A 15,316-nucleotide genomic window follows, 5' to 3' on the forward strand; every position below is an offset into this window, starting at 1 on the left:
ATAGCCTGCCATACCTCCACATCCGTTCTGCAAACCTGGCCTCGGCCACCCAGTTCTGCGCTTTGATTCATGTCTCACCGCCGTATCCTGTCGCTTTGGTTTCCGCGTCTTGGGGCGGAGCGCATCCTGCGGGCGGAGCGCGGCGATATTGCCGGGCCGCTGGTCGTGGCCGCAGAAGTGTCCAACAGTCAGGTTATCACCGCGTTAAATGCGGCGGCGGAGGCCGCGGGGCTGCATCCGGGGCAATCGTTGCGCGACGCGCATGCGATGTGCGCGTCGCTGCGGGTGCGGTCTCGCAACCCGGCGGCGGAGGCGGCCTTCCTGGCGGCGCTGCGGCGCTGGGCCGGGCGGTTTACCCCCTGGGTGGCAGAGGCGGGGGAGGACGGGTTGACCCTGGACATCAGCGGCTGCGCGCATCTGTTCGGGGGCGAGACGGCGCTGACGCAGGCGGTGGCGCAGGATTGCGCCGGTATCGGGCTGAGCCTGCACATGGGGCTTGCCGATACGGTGGGGGCGGCCTGGGCCCTGGCCCGTTACGGCGGCGCTGAGCCGCTGGCGGCAACCGGCGGCGGGCGCAGCGGTGACGCCATCGAGCAGGAGGCGCGCGCCACCCGCGCCCGGGCGCAGAAGCGGCGACACTGGAGCCGGGGCGGCCGTGCGCCGCAGGTGCACGTGCAGGTCGCAGGCGAAACCGCAAAAGGACCGCAGGCGCGGATTGCCGCGCCGGGCCAGACCCGTGCGGCGCTGGCCCCCTTGCCGGTGGCGGCGCTGCGGCTGGAGGCGGCCACGGTGGCGCAGCTGAACCGGTTGGGGCTGCGGCGGATCGGCGATCTTCTGGCGCAGCCGCGGTCCAGCCTGGCGCGGCGCTTTGGCCGCGGGCTGGTGGCGCGGCTGGACCAGGCGATGGGCAGTGCGCCGGAGCCGGTCTCGCCCGCGCGGGAGCCCGACCATTTTGCGGTGCGGCTGACCCTGCCGGAGCCGATCGGGCTGATGGAGGACCTGCTGGCGGCGCTGGACCGGATGCTGCCGCGGCTCTGCGCCCGGCTTGCGGCGCGCGGCAAGGGCGCGCGGGTGCTGCGGCTGGAAGCGCATCGCTGCGATCAGGCGATGGAGGCGGTCAGCACCGGCCTGGCGCGGGCCAGCCGGGAACCGGACCGGATCCGCCCGCTGCTGGCGATGAAGCTGGAGCAGATCGACGCCGGTTTCGGCATCGACATGCTGCGGCTGGAGGTGACCCGGGCCGAGGCCATCCACACCCGCGCGCCTGTTGGCCATCTTCAGGCGGGGGCGGCGGCCCGGGCGCGCCAGCAGGGGCAGCCGGACGGCGTCGCGCTGGAGGACCTGGTTGGCCGCCTGGGCGCGCGACTGGGGCTGGAGGCGATCACCCGCCTGCATCCGGCAGACAGCCACATCCCCGAAAAGCGCTTTAGCGTGCAGGCGGCGGCGTGGAGCGAACCGGCGGCGGAGCCGTGGCCGCGGCCGCTGCGACCGCGGCCGCTGCTGCTGTGGCCCCCCGAGCTGGTCAGCGCAGCTCCGCGCCCCGACTTGCCGTCGGAGTTCCGCTGGCGCGGTCGCAACTGGCAGGTGGCAGCGGCAGAAGGCCCGGAGCGGATCGCGCCGGAGTGGTGGCTGGAAGATCCGAACTGGCGCAACGGCGTGCGCGATTACTGGGTGGTGGTGAGCTGCTGCGGCGCCAAGCTGTGGCTGTTCTTCGCCCATGGCGCGGCGCTGTCACCCGGCTGGTTCTGCCAGGGCAGCTTTGCCTGAGGCGCACGCTTCGTTCCGCAGCGAAGGGTTTTTGTTGGGCGCCGCCACGCAGCTCGCCTAGGGTAGGGGAATGACCACACCTCGTTTCGACATTCTGGGCCAGGCCCTCGCCGACGCCAGCCGCACCCGCATGCTGTGCGAGCTGATGGAGGGGCGTGCCTATACCAACAAGGAGCTGGCTGCGGCTGCCGGGGTGACGCCGCAGACCGCCAGCGCGCATCTGCGGCTACTGCAGCATGCCGGGCTGGTGCTGGCGGAAAAGCGCGGTCGCTGCGTCTATCACCGGCTGGCGGGGCCGGAGGTGGCGCAGGCGTTGGAACAGCTGGCGGCGATTGCACCGACCGAGAGCCTGCACCGCGCCCAGCGGCGCAAGGCGGGTGGGCTGGCCGAGGTGCGCAGCTGTTACGATCACCTGGCCGGTCCGCTGGCGGTGGCGATGACCGACGCCTTGCTGGCGCGCGGCCTGCTGGTCGAGGACCAGGGCGCCTTTCGCGCCGTTCCGGCGGGCGACTGGTCAAAACTGGGGGTGGTGCTGCCGACCGGCTCGGGCCGCCAGCCGTTTGCCCGGCCCTGCCTGGACTGGACCGAACGACGGCTGCATGTGGCCGGGCCGATGGGGCGGCAGATGCTGGATCATGCGCTCGCAGCCGGTTGGTTGAAACGGCAGGCACAAAGGCGCGGATTGCAGCTGACGGCGCCGGGGCGGCGGGCACTGGAGCAGATTCTGGGGGTGCGCTGTGACGACCTGCTGGCCGGGGTCGCAGCGGGCTGAGGGCAGCGCGCGGCCTGCCCGATGGCGACGGGTCGGCAAGGGAAACCGATAAATCCGCCGTGACGGGGCTTGATTTGCCGCCCAATCGGCGCAACCTTTTAAGTATGAGCTTTGATCAGGTGCAGCCTTTCCCCGGATCTCCCGTCCCGCAGCAAGTTTCCTTTGACCGGCGCGAACTGTCGGTGATCCTGTCGTTGTACGGGCGCATGGTGGCTGCGGGGGAATGGCGGGACTACGGGATTTCCTCGCTGCGGGACCTGGCGGTGTTCTCGGTGTTCCGGCGCACGGCGGAGCACCCGCTGTACCGCATCGAGAAGCGTCCCAAGCTGCGCAACCGGCAGGGGCAATATGCCGTGGTCGGCATGGACGGCCACATCCTGAAACGCGGTGCCGACCTGAAAACCGTGCTGCGGGTGCTGGAGCGTAAGCTGATCCGCCCCATCGACTAGCCGCGCCGCCGCGCCGCAGCGGAGGGGCAAGGCTCTCCTGCAGCCGATGCCACTCTGACGCCTGTGACCTCTCCGGACCTCGTTGGGAAAAGGCGGATGGGACCGCCCGAGGTGTCAGCCCAGCCGTTTGTGCGCGGTGACCGGGCCGTCGCCCTGTTCCTCGATCCGGGTGATTGCGGCGGCAATGGGCTCAACCGCCACGGCCATGTCATGCGCGTTGGCGTGGATCAGAGTCTGTGCGTCCCGCACCATGGCCACATGCCCCTTCCAGAACAGCAGGTCGCCGCGCTGGTGGTCCCCGCCGGGGACGGAGGTGCCCAACTCGGCCTCCTGCATGTCGCTGTCGCCGGGGCAGGGGATGCCGCAGGCCAAGAGGGCGGCCTGCACCAGACCCGAACAATCGATACCGAAGCGGCTGTTGCCGCCCCAGAGGTAGGGCGTGCCGAGAAACAGCTCGGCCACCGCCACTGGATCGTTCATGTGCGCGCCAAGCGGTGACAGATGGCGGGCCGGCAGGAAGCCGAGGTTGGTCTCCACGAACCGTCCGCTGCCGCCCAGCACCTGCACCCGGCTGCCATGGCTGAGGGCACTGGTCTCGGGGGATTTGAAGTCATCCGCCGTATAGACATGGGTGGCGGCGGCGCTGACCCAATGGCTGGCCTCGAAGGCGGCACCCAGGGCCGATTGGGGCAGGTAGCCCACGTAGCCGTCCTTTGCCGCCTGAACGAAGGCCCAGCCGTCCCGGGTTTCAAAGACCGTCACCGGTTCGCCGTAGATGAGCTGCCGGTCGCGAGGCCCCTCCGGCGCCCGCAGCAGGTCGACCACTGGCTGGCTGACACGGGCGGGGCTGCCCTCGACGCGGGTCAGCCCCGCGGGCACCTCGGCGAGACTGGCGGCGGCAACACGGCCGTTGACGGGGGTGCGGCGGCGGTCCGGCATGGGATTTACACCTCCAGCAGCTCAGGCAGCGCGGCAAACAGCGCGCGGGCGCCTTGCAGGGCGCCGCCCTTGGCGCGGCCGGGGGCGGCGCTGGGGGTCCAGCCGTAGATGTCGAAATGCATGTACCGGGTTTCATCGACGAAACGACGCAAAAACAGCGCCGCGGTGATCGAGCCGGCAAAGCCGCCCGCAGGCGCGTTGTCGAGGTCGGCGATGCCGGGTTCGATCATCGGCTCGTAGGGGGCGTGGAAGGGCATCCGCCAGACCGGGTCCGCCTGGCGCGCGGCGCTGGCGGCCAGGGCCGCGGCATCGCTGTCGTGATCCGTGTAGAACGGCGACAGGTCCGGGCCGACCGCCACCCGTGCCGCGCCGGTGAGCGTGGCCATGGAGACCAGCAGGTCGGGCGCCTCTTCGGTGGCTAGGGCGAGGGCGTCGGCCAGCACCAGCCGACCCTCGGCGTCGGTGTTGTTGATCTCGACCGTCAGCCCCTTGCGCGAGGTCAGGATGTCGCCGGGGCGGAAGGCCGGACCGGAGACGGCGTTTTCCACCGCCGGGATCAGCACGCGCAGCCGCAGATTCAGCCCGGCCGCCATGATCATCTGCGCCAGCCCCAGCACATTGGCCGCGCCGCCCATGTCCTTTTTCATCAGCGCCATGCTGTTGCCCGGCTTGAGGTTCAGCCCGCCGGTGTCGAAGCAGACGCCCTTGCCCACCAGCGTCAGCCTGGGGCCGGTGTCGCCCCAACGCAGGTCAATGAGACGCGGCGCACGATCCGAGGCCCGGCCGACGGTGTGGATCAGCGGCAGGTTCTGTGCCAGCAGATCCGCGCCCTCGATGGTCGAGACATCGGCGGAGTAGGTCGCGGCCAGGGCTTCGGCGGCGGCCTGCAACTCGGCCGGTCCCATGTCGCTGGCCGGGGTGTTGATGAGATCGCGGGTCAGGCATTCGGCCGCCGCGAGCGATTCGATCGCCGCGGCATCCACGCCTTCGGGGGCGATCAGCTGCGCGGCGCTGGGCGAAGCGGCCTTGTAGCGGTCAAAGCTGTAGCCGGTCAGCAACCAGCCCAGGCATTCGGTGGCCGCGTCCTCGGCCGACAGGCCGGACATGATGCGATAGCTGCCCGCGGGCAGCTTTGCGGCGGCTTCGGCCAGGACGAACCGGCGCCGGGCACGCTGGCTGGCGTTTCCGTAACCGGCCAGCGCCAGTTCCGGCGTTCCGTCGGCACCGGGCAGCGCGATGGCCTGACCGCAGGCACCGGTGAAGCGCTGGGCGGCGGCCCAGGCCTGAACGCGCTGCGGCTGGCCCGAAAGCCAGCTGTCGACATCGTCGCTTGCGATCACATGCAACGGGCAAGCGTCTGTTTCAGGGGCGGAAAAGACAGGCGGCATCGGCAGGATACTCCGGTTGCGGATCGTAATTGAAACGCCAGAGTAGCGGCCGCGGCACCACCTGCAAGCCCTGAAGCTTGTCAGACCGGGGATTGCCCTGCCGAATCGCCTAGATAGTCACGTCCTGCTGATCCCAGACCGCGGTCAGAGACCGTTCGCCAACCCGCATCAGCCGGAACAGAATCGCGGCAATGGCCGGATGGTCCTTGGCGTCGATCGCGCGCGTCACGTCACCGGCGATCGAGGCCAGCGCGGTCATTCCGATCTGGTCTGCAATCGCGATCAGGGAACGCGCGCTCTTGCGCAGGCTTTCCATGTCGTCCTGTCGCCACAGACGCTCACAATGCGTCAGGCGAACGGCCATTTCCTCGACCGCGCGACATACGACATCTTCGGCTCCGGCCTCCCCCAGCTGATCGTAAAGCGCTGTAAGTTTGTCCGGATCAAGGCGCACTGTCTCAGAGTGCATCACTGTTAGAATATTAGCCACCACTATCACCCAATGTAATCATGCCCCCACGGCACAGCAGCCAATTTGCGACGTACAGGTTTTCAAAAGGTTTCCAAACTTGGCGCAAATCACTCGAATTTACGGACAATGCAGGGTAACACATCCGTCAACGCGCAAACGATCGGAGGATTCGACAATGGAATTTGCCAAACCTCTCCCCAGTTATCTGGTGACCCGCTATCACGGCTGGAAGGCCACATCCTATGAGGAAAACCAGGGCTGGTACCGCCGCCTGGCCACCGAAGGTCAGCGCCCGCGAGCGATGGTGATTTCCTGCTGCGACAGCCGGGTGCATGTGACCTCGATCTTCGGGGCCGACCAGGGCGAGTTCTTCATCCACCGCAACATCGCCAACCTGGTCCCGCCCTATGCGCCGGACGGCGATCACCACGGCACCTCGGCCGCGGTGGAATATGCGGTGACCGCGCTGAAGGTGTCGCACCTGATCGTGCTGGGCCATTCCCAGTGCGGCGGCGTGCAGGGCTGCATCGACATGTGCAAGGGCCACGCGCCGCAGCTGGAAGAGAAAACCAGCTTTGTCGGCCGCTGGATGGAAATCCTGAAGCCGAAGTTCGAGGGCGTCGCCGCGATCGAGGATCCGGTCGAGCAGGCCCGCCAGTTCGAGCGCCAAGCCGTTGTGGCTTCACTGGAAAATCTGATGACCTTCCCGTTCATCGAAAGCGCGGTGAAGGCCGGCCAGCTGAGCCTGCACGGTCTGTGGACCGATATCGGTGAAGGCGGTCTGGAATGCTACGACCCGAAGACCGGTACTTTTGCCGAAGTCTGATGTCGGTCTGACGTCAGCCGGGCGCCCCCCGGGGATGGCCCGGCCCAGTCTGCCGGGAATCAAACGCAGCCGCCATGTTGGCGGCTGCTTGCGTATAGCCCCCCGCCGCCCCATCGACGAAATGCACGTGGTCATCGCGCACCACCGAGGGCACGATGCAGGTGACCATGACGGCGTCCTGTTCGTGCAGGCCAAAACGCACCACCCCGTCCTCTGCCGCCCGTTGCAGCCGGGCCCGGATGCGGTCGCGCACGTCGGGTGAACAGTCGAGCGTCAGCTTCAGACCGTCGTCGAACTTGCGAAAATCCGAGTTGTTGCGCAGCATCGACAGGTAATGGACCGGGTCGAAACCGCCCACCGGCCGACGTTGGCGCAGCAGAATCGCCGCCAGCGCCGACAGGCCGAAAAGGTAAACTTTCCTGAAAATCAGGGGGATGTGCCGCGGCATGTTGCGGGCCTCGAGCGCGAGACCGGCGGGCGGAAAGCGCAGCCGCGGCCCGGATTCGGGAATCGGATGGCCGTTGCCTCCCAGTTCTGCGGCCAGCGTCAGCAGTTCCGATGCGAGCTGGGCAAAACGGGGGCCTTCGGCGCTTGAGGCGGGTTCGGCCACCAGCGACAGGATGATGCCATTGCGGGCGGGGGTGTTGCTCCAGCGACAGGAGAGGCCGGTGAGGTCCGGCTCCGGCGCCTGCGGATCCGGCGAGATGGCAAAATGCCCGGCTTTCATCTGCGCCTCGGCCCAGGCCAGGCCGCCGCCGCTGAACATGGCGAAATCCGCGTGTTCGGAGACCGCATAGCGGGCGACGCGCACATCCGGTCCGGCGTTGCGTATCTGCGGCACCGACAGGATCGCGGCGCGGAGGCCGACGTCGAACTCCTCCGCCGCCCAGCGGCGCAGACCGGCGAGCACCCGGGCGGCAAGCGCCCGGTGGCGGTCCGGCACGGCAAAGGCGGCACCGTCACCGCCGAAAATATACGGAAAGGACTCCCCCGACAGGGCATTGCGCATGGCCGCGATCACCGCCGCTCCGATCATGTTCACGGTCTTGTAGCGACCGGCGGCCACGAGACCGGTGGAATCAACGATATCGGTGCAACACAGGTGCCAGTCGGGGGGCAGCGGCGTAAAGGCGTCTGGCGCGGTCAGCCGGGAGAATTCACGAACCGGGGGCAGGCTGGCGTAGAAACTGCTGCTGGTCATCTTGTGCGCGCCCCTTCGCGTCCCGCTACGATCTGTCGGATATGCCTAAACAATTTGTACCGCAGCGCCAAACATGCAAGCTGTGCGCCGCAGGATGTGATCCGAGGGGAGGCGGGGAATGCAGGCTGGATTGATTGTGTTGTGCCTGGCTTACGTGCTGAGCCAGTTCTTCCGCGCGTTCCTGGCGGTGCTGTCCGGGGTGCTGGAGCAGGAGATCGGTGCCGCGCCCGATGACCTGGCCTTTGCGTCGGGCATGTGGTTCCTGTCTTTCGCGGTGATGCAGTTGCCGGTGGGCTGGGCGCTGGACCACCTCGGTCCCCGGCGGAGCGCCTCGGTGCTGTTGTTGCTGGGCGGCGGCGGTGGGGCGGCGCTGTTCGCGCTGGCCACCTCTCCGCTGCATGTAAGCCTTGCGATGTTCCTGATTGGCATCGGCTGCTCGCCGGTGCTGATGGCGTCCTACTACATCTTTGCCCGTCAGTATCCGCCGCGGCGGTTTGCCACCCTGGCCGCGTTGATGCTGGGCGTGGGATCGGTCGGCAACCTGGTGGCCTCCTATCCGACGGCGTTGGCGGTCGACCTCTTCGGCTGGCGCGGCACCCTGGCGGGACTTGCCGCAATCTCGACCGCGGTGGCGGTCGGGATCTTCCTCACGGTCAGCGATCCGGAGCCGCCGGAAGATCCGCAGAAAGGGTCGGTCCTGGATCTGCTGAAAATGCCGGTGATGTGGGCGATCTTTCCGCTGATGCTGGTGGCCTATGCGCCATCGGGGGCGTTGCGGGGGCTGTGGAGCGGGCCGTATCTGACGGATGTCTACGGGCTCAGCACGCAGCAGGTGGGGCTGGCAACGCTGGTGATGGGGGCGGCGATGATCGCGGGCACCTTTGCCTATGGGCCGCTGGACCGGGTTCTGGGCACCCGCAAATGGGTGATCCTGATCGGCAACCTGCTGGGCTGCGCCAGCCTTGGCGGATTGATCCTGGTGACCGGTGGCCCGGTCTGGATGCCGGTGGCGATGATGGCGGCGGTGGGATTCTTCGGGGCGACCTTTCCCGTGATCATGGCGCATGGGCGGGCCTTCGTGCCGCCGCATCTGGCCGGGCGCGGCGTCACGCTGCTCAATCTCTTCGGCATCGGCGGAGTGGGAATCATGCAGTTCGCCACCGGCCGCATTCATGAAACCCTGGCCGGAGCGGAGCCATCCTTGCCCTATACGGGCATTTTCGCCTTCTTTTTGGTGTTTTTGGGGGCTGGTTGCGCGATTTATCTGCTCAGCCGCGACAGCATGGACTGATCCGCCCCTTTAAACTTGGCTTCAGAAGCTTTATCACACCGGCGCCGGCCATGAGGCCGGGCAAAACTGGAGAAACAGATAAATGGGTTACCGCATCGTCGTCGTTGGCGCCACTGGCAACGTGGGCCGCGAAATGCTGAACATCCTGGCCGAGCGCCAGTTTCCTGTGGATGAGATCGCTGTGCTGGCCAGCCGCCGGTCTCTCGGCACTGAAGTCAGCTTTGGCGATAAGACACTCACTACCCAGGATCTGGACACATTCGATTTCACCGGCTGGGACATGGCGCTGTTCGCCGTCGGCTCCGCCGCGACCAAGGATTACGCGCCCAAGGCCGCTGCGGCGGGCTGCGTGGTGATCGATAACTCGTCGCTGTACCGCTACGACCCGGACATCCCGCTGATCGTGCCGGAGGTGAACCCGGAAGCGGTGCATGGCTATTCCAAGAAGAACATCATCGCCAACCCCAACTGCTCGACCGCGCAGATGGTGGTGGCGCTGAAGCCGCTGCATGACCGCGCCAAGATCAAGCGCGTCGTCGTGTCGACCTACCAGTCGGTGTCCGGCTCGGGCAAGGAAGCGATCGACGAGCTGTGGGACCAGACCAAGGCAGTCTACAACCCGACGCAGGACGTGCCGCCGAAGGTCTACCCCAAGCAGATCGCCTTCAACGTCATTCCGCACATCGATGTCTTCCTGGACGATGGCTCCACCAAGGAAGAGTGGAAAATGGTCGCCGAGACCAAGAAGATCGTCGATCCGTCGATCAAGGTCACCGCGACCTGCGTGCGGGTGCCGGTGTTCGTCGGCCACTCGGAATCGATCAACATCGAGTTCGAGGACTTCCTCGACGAGGACGAGGCCCGCGACATCCTGCGCGAGGCACCGGGCATCATGGTGATCGACAAGCGCGAGGACGGCGGCTACGTGACGCCGGTGGAATGCGTCGGCGATTTCGCCACCTTCATCAGCCGTATCCGCCAGGATTCGACCATCGACAACGGCCTGAACCTGTGGTGCGTCAGCGACAACCTGCGCAAGGGCGCGGCGCTGAACGCTGTGCAGATCGCCGAGCTGCTGGGCCGTGAAGTGCTCAAAAAAGGCTGAGGCTTATATCCTTTTGGACAGGGGGGCGCTTCGAAAGAGGCGGCCCCCTTTTCTTTTGCCCGGCTGTCTGGACAGTGGCGTCCGGGGTACCTTGGTTGCACAGTCAAGACAAAGGACCGCCGCCATGATCGCACTTGAGGACTTCGCCACGACCGCCACCGCCGCACCGCGCACGCCGCAGGCCGTCTGGTCCGCGGGAATTACGCGGCAGGCGACGCCTCGGGCACAAGCTGCCAAGGCCGCCAAGACCACGACGCGGCGCACGCAGCTGGCGGGCCGGTTCCGGGCTGCGAGCGATTGGTTCTCTCTGTGCCAAGGGCTGCGCTGCATTGGCGCCTGCCTGAAGCTTCATCAGGGCGTGCTGTGGGTTTGCGATGCGCTCAGCGGCAGGCCACTGATTTCCAGCGCCGGACTGGGATTTGACCGGGACGATCTGGAGCTGCGCTTTGGTCCGCTGCAGCCACAGCGCCAGGCGGCCTGAGCGTTTGCGTCACTTCGCCTTCCAATGGGCTGCCAGCTCCCGGGCGTTGCGGGCAAGGATCATGACGTCCAGTCCCACGGCAAGGAATTGCGCGCCCATGTCGGCGTAGCTTTGCGTCGCTTCCTCCGTGGTCCCGAGGATGCCGGGCGCCTTTCCGGCAGCCTTGATGCGATGCAGGGCATTGGCGATCACCGCGCGCACCTCGGGATGGGCGGAATTGCCCTGGAACCCCAAGTCGGTCGAAAGGTCCGCTGGGCCGATGAAGACACCATCGATGCCCTCAACCTCCAGGATCTCGTCCAGCGCCGCGATCCCGGCGCGGTTTTCCACCTGCACCAGCAGGCAGATTTCCTGATCAGCCGTCTGAATGTAGTCGCTGACAGTGCCAAAGCCTGTCGCCCGCGCCGCCGTGGCTCCGACGCCGCGCACGCCCTTGGGCGGGTAATGGCAGGCGCGCACCAACTCGCGGGCCTGTGCGGCGCTTTCCACGATTGGCACCAGGATCGTCTGTGCGCCCGCATCCAGCACCTGTTTGATCATCCAGGTTTCCCCGACAGGCAGCCGCACGACAGGGTGGCTGGTCGAGTTGGCCAGCGCCATCAGCTGATCCCGGATGGAGCGAATGTCGTTGGGGGCGTGTTCGCCGTCGATCACCAGCCAGTCAAACCCGCAGGTGCCCATGATCTCGGCTGTCGACGCCTCGGCAAAGCAGAGCCAGCAGCCGATCTGGCGCTTCCCCTCGGCGAGGGCCTGTTTGAAGGTGTTCTTGGGCGCGGGCATTTGGGGCCTCCTGTGTCAGGCGAAGGGAATTGTAACAGAGCCTAAAGCGGCGATTTTCGCGCCCGGCAGGCGTGTGATCGGACGGGGGGAAGGCGCTTGGGGTCACGGTATCCGCCCCCGTATTCCTTTGTCCATATTCGACCCTTCCTGGCGCTTCCTCGGGACGGCGCCGCAGCGCCATCCCGTCAGCCGTAGCTCACGGCACAGGAAAGCCGGTTTATGCCAGGTTTCTCGCAATGTCGGTGATGACCTCGAAGGCCATCATCACGTCGGCTTCGGTGGTCTCGAACTGGCCAGCCTGAAAGCGGATCACCAACTGGCCGTCGACGCGCGTCTGGGTCAGATAGATGCGGCCATCGTCGTTGATCGCATTGACCAGCCGCAGGTTCAGCGCATCGAGGTCGGTCGCGCCATCAGGGGTGTAGCGGAAGGTCCAGAGCGACCACATCGGCGGGGTCACGATCTGGAAATCAGGCTCTAACTTGAGTTTTTCGTGTAATTGGCTGGACCAGTTCACGTGGTTACGCAGCCGCTGGCGCAGCCCCTCGAGCCCGTAGGTGCGGATCAGGAACCAGATCTTCAGCGCGCGGAAACGGCGGCCCAGCGGCACCGACCATTCGGAATAGTTGATGATGCCGTCGTGGCCGTGGGTCTTGAGGTACTCCGGGCTGATGGCGAGGGTCTGCACCAGATCATCCGGGTTCTTGAGGAAATGGGCCGAACAGTCGAACTGCACGCCAAGCCACTTGTGCGGGTTGAAGACGATGCTGTCGGCGCGCTCCACGCCGGGCCAGTAGTGGCGGTATTCCGGGCAGATCATGGCCGAGCCGGCCCAGGCGGCATCGACATGGGTGTAGAGACCGTATGTCTCGGCCACGTCCAGCAACTGGTCCACCGGGTCGGTGGCGCCGGTGCCGGTGCCGCCGACGCAGAGGATCACGCCGGCGGGCTGGTGGCCTGCGGCGATGTCTTGTTTGATGGCGGTCTCCAGCGCGGCCGGGTCCATGCCGCGCCAGTCGCCCTTGATCGGCACGCGGACGAGGTTCTGCTGGCCGATGCCCGCAACCCAGATGGCGCGGTCAATGGAGGTGTGAACCTCGGACGAGCAGTAGATTCGCAGCTGCTTTTGCCCAAATAGACCCTGATTGTTGCCCTGCCAGTTCAGCGCCTTCTCCCGCATGGTCAGCACCGCTGCGAGGGTGGCGGAGGAGGCGCTGTCCTGGATCACCCCCTGGAATGCCTGCGGCAGGTCGAGCGCCTGGCGCAGCCAATCCATCATCCGGGTTTCCATCTCGGTCGCGGCGGGCGAGGTCTGCCACAGCATGCATTGCGGCGCGATGGCGGAGGCGAGGAACTCGGCCAGTACCGAGGGCGCGGCGGCGTTGGAGTTGAAATAGGCAAAGAAGCGCGGGTGCTGCCAATGGGTGATGCCCGGCAGCACGGTGGATTCAAAATCGGCAAAGATCGTTTCCATCTCCTCGCCCTGTTCGGGCGGGGTCTGGGGCAGGGCGTTCAGCACCTCGCCGGGGCGGGTCCGGGCGCGCACCGGGCGGTCGCCCACGGTCAGGTGATAGTCCTGTGCCCAGTCGGCGACCCGGCGCCCCCATTCGGAGAATTCATTCCATTTCATCGTGTGTTCCTCAGGTCGGTGCCGGGGGTGTGGTCAGCGCAAGGCAATCCCCCGGGAGGGCCTTTCACGCCGCTCCAGGGCCAGAGACTGTCCTGTGTTGCCGCTGGGTGCAATGAGCGGTTGTGAATTCCCTGGGTTGGCGTTGGGATCAGCGGCAGCTTCGCGAGGCCAAGAAGCTGCGCAATGAGATGATTGCCCTGATTTAGAGCCTGTTTCTTCCGCGAGGGCTGGGCGTGCGGGAGAGTTCTGGGCTGCTCTGCTGCGTCATGGTCTTGCCCCGGTTGGCGTTCCGGCAGTGCCGCAACGGCTGTTGCAGCGCCGGGGGGTGCTGTTCGCGACCTGCCGACCGTTGGCGGCAATTGCTATTTTGCGGGACGTCAACCCGCAGAAAGCGAGGCAGCAATTGCGTTTATCCCCAAGCGGGGCGATAATCGGGTATGACCAAGATGATGCCGTCCACCGACCGCTCCCTGCCTATTGCCCTGCTGCGCGCACGCGAGCGGGTGATGGGGCCGATCCGCGCGCTTTTGAGCGGCGCGGACATGACTGAACAGCAATGGCGCGTGTTGCGGGTGGTCGAGGAAAGCGGCCCGATCGATCCGACCCAGATCGCCGAAAAGGCCTGCCTGCTGCTGCCCAGCCTGACGCGGATCCTGCAGAAGCTGGAGGAAAAGCAGCTGATCAGCCGCACCCGCGATCAGGAGGACCGCCGCCGCCAGGTGGTCGAGATCACCGAGGCGGGGGCGCAGGTCATTGCCGACAACATCGACGCCAGCCTCGAGTTGATCGACCGCACCCGGCAGCGCATGGGTGCGGAGCGTTACGAAGCATTGCTGGACCTGCTGAACGAGCTGGACAAGATCGATCTTTCGGAAACCGAGTAGGTTTTGTGGTCCCGCGCTGCCCTAGGGGCGGCGCAGAAAGATCTGCACGTCCGCCACGTTGGTTCCGGTCCCGCCGGTGTGCAGCAGCGCATTGGCGGCGGCCAGCGCGGCGTGGCTGTCGTTGTTGTCCAGCAGGGCCTGCGGGTCCTGTCCCGCATCGGCGATGGCCTGCCAGGTGGAGCCGGTGACAATCCCGCCTGCAGCCTCTGTCGGGCCGTCCCGGCCGTCGGTGCCGCCTGACAGGAAGAGCCAGTTGCCCTCCAGCTGCTGCGCGCCCAGTCTGGCGACGCGCAGGGCCAGTTCCTGGTTGCGCCCGCCCAGTCCGCTGCCGCGCAGCTGCACGGTCGTCTCACCTCCGAAGATCAGCGCCACGGGCCGGTCCGCAGGCGCTTGCCGGGCGGCGGCAACCACGGTTTCCGCGGCATCCGCCACATCCCCGACCAGCTGGTCGCTGACCAACTGTGCCTCCCAGTCGGTGCTCGCGGCCTCGAGCACCGCCTGCAGGCTGTGCCGGTTGGAGCCGATCAGCGTGTTGGTGACTTCGGCGGGTGCGGTCTGCGCCGCTTCGGCACTGCCCAGATGGTGCCGGACGGCATCCGGCAGGCGTGCCCAAAGGCCGGTTTCCTGCAACAGCTCGCGCGCTTGAGCGCGTGTTCCGATCGGTGACACGGTGGGGCCGGAGGCAATGGCGCGCAGATCGTCGCCGATGACGTCGGACAGGATATAGGCCCGGACCTCTGCCGGGGCGGCATGGCGCAGCAGGCCGCCGCCCTTCAGGTCCGAGAGCTGTTGCCGGATCAGGTTCATCTGGTTGATTTCCAGACCCGAGGCGAGCAGCAGGTCATTGACCGCCGCCTTGTCCGCCAGGGTCAGGCCGGGGGCCGGGGCCACCATCAGTGCCGAGCCGCCACCCGAAATCAGCGCGATCAACCGATCCTGTGCGCCAAGGGAGCCGACCAGTTCCATCACTGCCCGGCCCGTCGCGGCGCTGCTGTCATCAGGCACCGGATGGGCACCACAGATGACAGTGGCGCCCTCCAGCGTGACGCGGTTTTCCGGATTGGTGACGACCAGTGCCTGGCTGGCGTGCGGGAATTGTGCCAGGGCCTCCCGCATCAGCGGCACCGCCGCCTTGCCAACCGCCAGCAGCACGTCCCGTCCCCCGGAGGCAACCTCGGGCAGCGGGTTCTGCGAAAGCTCTGCCCGCAGGGCGCGAGCGGGGTCGGCGCGGTCGACTGCGGCCTGGAACAGGCTTTGGGCTGCGTGCTGCAATTCGGTCATCTCTGTCTCCGTGTCGGCGGTGCCGTGATGGGGCCGCGGCCAAGTAGGGG

General features: G+C 66.9%; 15 protein-coding genes. 8 read left to right on the forward strand and 7 right to left on the reverse strand.

The genetic code is table 11. The annotated features are described in order from the left end of the window. Positions 1–69: 69 nt before the first annotated feature. The 3 genes from AB9K35_RS24445 to AB9K35_RS24455 all read left to right on the forward strand — a co-directional run bounded on the left by AB9K35_RS24445 (position 70) and on the right by AB9K35_RS24455 (position 2,988). On the forward strand, positions 70–1,767 hold the full coding sequence (locus tag AB9K35_RS24445) for a DNA polymerase Y family protein (protein ID WP_369930177.1): 1,698 nt from the start codon (positions 70–72) through the stop codon (positions 1,765–1,767). 70 nt (positions 1,768–1,837) lie between these two features. Beyond that, positions 1,838–2,539 carry an ArsR/SmtB family transcription factor gene (locus AB9K35_RS24450; protein WP_369930179.1) on the forward strand — a complete coding sequence of 234 codons (702 nt, stop codon included), beginning with the start codon at positions 1,838–1,840 and terminating at the stop codon, positions 2,537–2,539. Between the two features lie 104 nt (positions 2,540–2,643). Continuing rightward, the gene (locus AB9K35_RS24455) at positions 2,644–2,988 is read left to right on the forward strand and encodes a DUF2794 domain-containing protein (RefSeq protein ID WP_222454671.1); all 345 of its coding nucleotides are present in this window, start codon (positions 2,644–2,646) and stop codon (positions 2,986–2,988) included. 114 nt (positions 2,989–3,102) lie between these two features. Here the strand turns inward: AB9K35_RS24455 and AB9K35_RS24460 are convergent, their stop codons facing one another. The 3 genes from AB9K35_RS24460 to AB9K35_RS24470 all read right to left on the reverse strand — a co-directional run bounded on the left by AB9K35_RS24460 (position 3,103) and on the right by AB9K35_RS24470 (position 5,784). Beyond that, the gene (locus tag AB9K35_RS24460; RefSeq protein WP_369930181.1) at positions 3,103–3,927 is read right to left on the reverse strand and encodes a C40 family peptidase; all 825 of its coding nucleotides are present in this window, start codon (positions 3,925–3,927) and stop codon (positions 3,103–3,105) included. Between the two features lie 5 nt (positions 3,928–3,932). Beyond that, positions 3,933–5,315, reverse strand: a complete 1,383-nt coding sequence (locus AB9K35_RS24465) for a M17 family metallopeptidase (RefSeq protein WP_369930183.1) — start codon at positions 5,313–5,315, stop codon at positions 3,933–3,935. Positions 5,316–5,424: 109 nt separating this feature from the next. Then, the gene (locus tag AB9K35_RS24470) at positions 5,425–5,784 is read right to left on the reverse strand and encodes a hypothetical protein (RefSeq protein ID WP_222454674.1); all 360 of its coding nucleotides are present in this window, start codon (positions 5,782–5,784) and stop codon (positions 5,425–5,427) included. Between the two features lie 178 nt (positions 5,785–5,962). Between AB9K35_RS24470 and AB9K35_RS24475 the strand changes: the two genes are divergently transcribed. Then, a complete protein-coding gene (locus AB9K35_RS24475; protein ID WP_222454675.1) occupies positions 5,963–6,613 on the forward strand; it encodes a carbonic anhydrase in 651 nt (216 codons plus the stop codon). A 13-nt stretch (positions 6,614–6,626) separates the two neighbouring features. Here AB9K35_RS24475 and AB9K35_RS24480 read toward each other — a convergent pair whose 3' ends face one another. After that, positions 6,627–7,814, reverse strand: coding sequence for a DUF3095 domain-containing protein (locus tag AB9K35_RS24480; RefSeq protein ID WP_369930186.1), 1,188 nt, complete (start codon positions 7,812–7,814; stop codon positions 6,627–6,629). Positions 7,815–7,932: 118 nt separating this feature from the next. On the opposite strand from AB9K35_RS24480, the gene AB9K35_RS24485 reads away from it, so the two are divergent. The 3 genes from AB9K35_RS24485 (at position 7,933) to AB9K35_RS24495 (ending at position 10,691) form a co-directional block, all read left to right on the forward strand. Then, complete coding sequence (locus tag AB9K35_RS24485; protein WP_369930188.1) at positions 7,933–9,105, forward strand: MFS transporter; 1,173 nt, start codon at positions 7,933–7,935, stop codon at positions 9,103–9,105. Positions 9,106–9,187: 82 nt separating this feature from the next. Next, a complete protein-coding gene (locus AB9K35_RS24490; RefSeq protein ID WP_222454678.1) occupies positions 9,188–10,210 on the forward strand; it encodes an aspartate-semialdehyde dehydrogenase in 1,023 nt (340 codons plus the stop codon). A gap of 124 nt (positions 10,211–10,334) precedes the next feature. Then, entirely contained in the window at positions 10,335–10,691 is a 357-nt protein-coding gene (locus AB9K35_RS24495; RefSeq protein ID WP_369930190.1) for a hypothetical protein, read from the forward strand. A 9-nt stretch (positions 10,692–10,700) separates the two neighbouring features. Here AB9K35_RS24495 and AB9K35_RS24500 read toward each other — a convergent pair whose 3' ends face one another. Together AB9K35_RS24500 and AB9K35_RS24505 are read right to left on the reverse strand one after the other, a co-directional pair. Continuing rightward, positions 10,701–11,471, reverse strand: coding sequence for an aldolase/citrate lyase family protein (locus AB9K35_RS24500; RefSeq protein ID WP_369930192.1), 771 nt, complete (start codon positions 11,469–11,471; stop codon positions 10,701–10,703). Between the two features lie 217 nt (positions 11,472–11,688). Next, on the reverse strand, positions 11,689–13,101 hold the full coding sequence (locus AB9K35_RS24505; protein WP_369930194.1) for an aspartate aminotransferase family protein: 1,413 nt from the start codon (positions 13,099–13,101) through the stop codon (positions 11,689–11,691). A 437-nt stretch (positions 13,102–13,538) separates the two neighbouring features. On the opposite strand from AB9K35_RS24505, the gene hpaR reads away from it, so the two are divergent. Continuing rightward, positions 13,539–13,985: a homoprotocatechuate degradation operon regulator HpaR gene (hpaR, locus tag AB9K35_RS24510; protein WP_222454682.1), complete on the forward strand. Its 447-nt coding sequence runs from the start codon at positions 13,539–13,541 to the stop codon at positions 13,983–13,985. 21 nt (positions 13,986–14,006) lie between these two features. Here the strand turns inward: hpaR and AB9K35_RS24515 are convergent, their stop codons facing one another. Then, positions 14,007–15,266 carry a glycerate kinase gene (locus AB9K35_RS24515; protein WP_369930196.1) on the reverse strand — a complete coding sequence of 420 codons (1,260 nt, stop codon included), beginning with the start codon at positions 15,264–15,266 and terminating at the stop codon, positions 14,007–14,009. Positions 15,267–15,316: the final 50 nt, after the last annotated feature.

It is taken from the genome of Leisingera sp. XS_AS12, assembly GCF_041224635.1.
Classification (GTDB): Bacteria; Pseudomonadota; Alphaproteobacteria; order Rhodobacterales; family Rhodobacteraceae; genus Leisingera.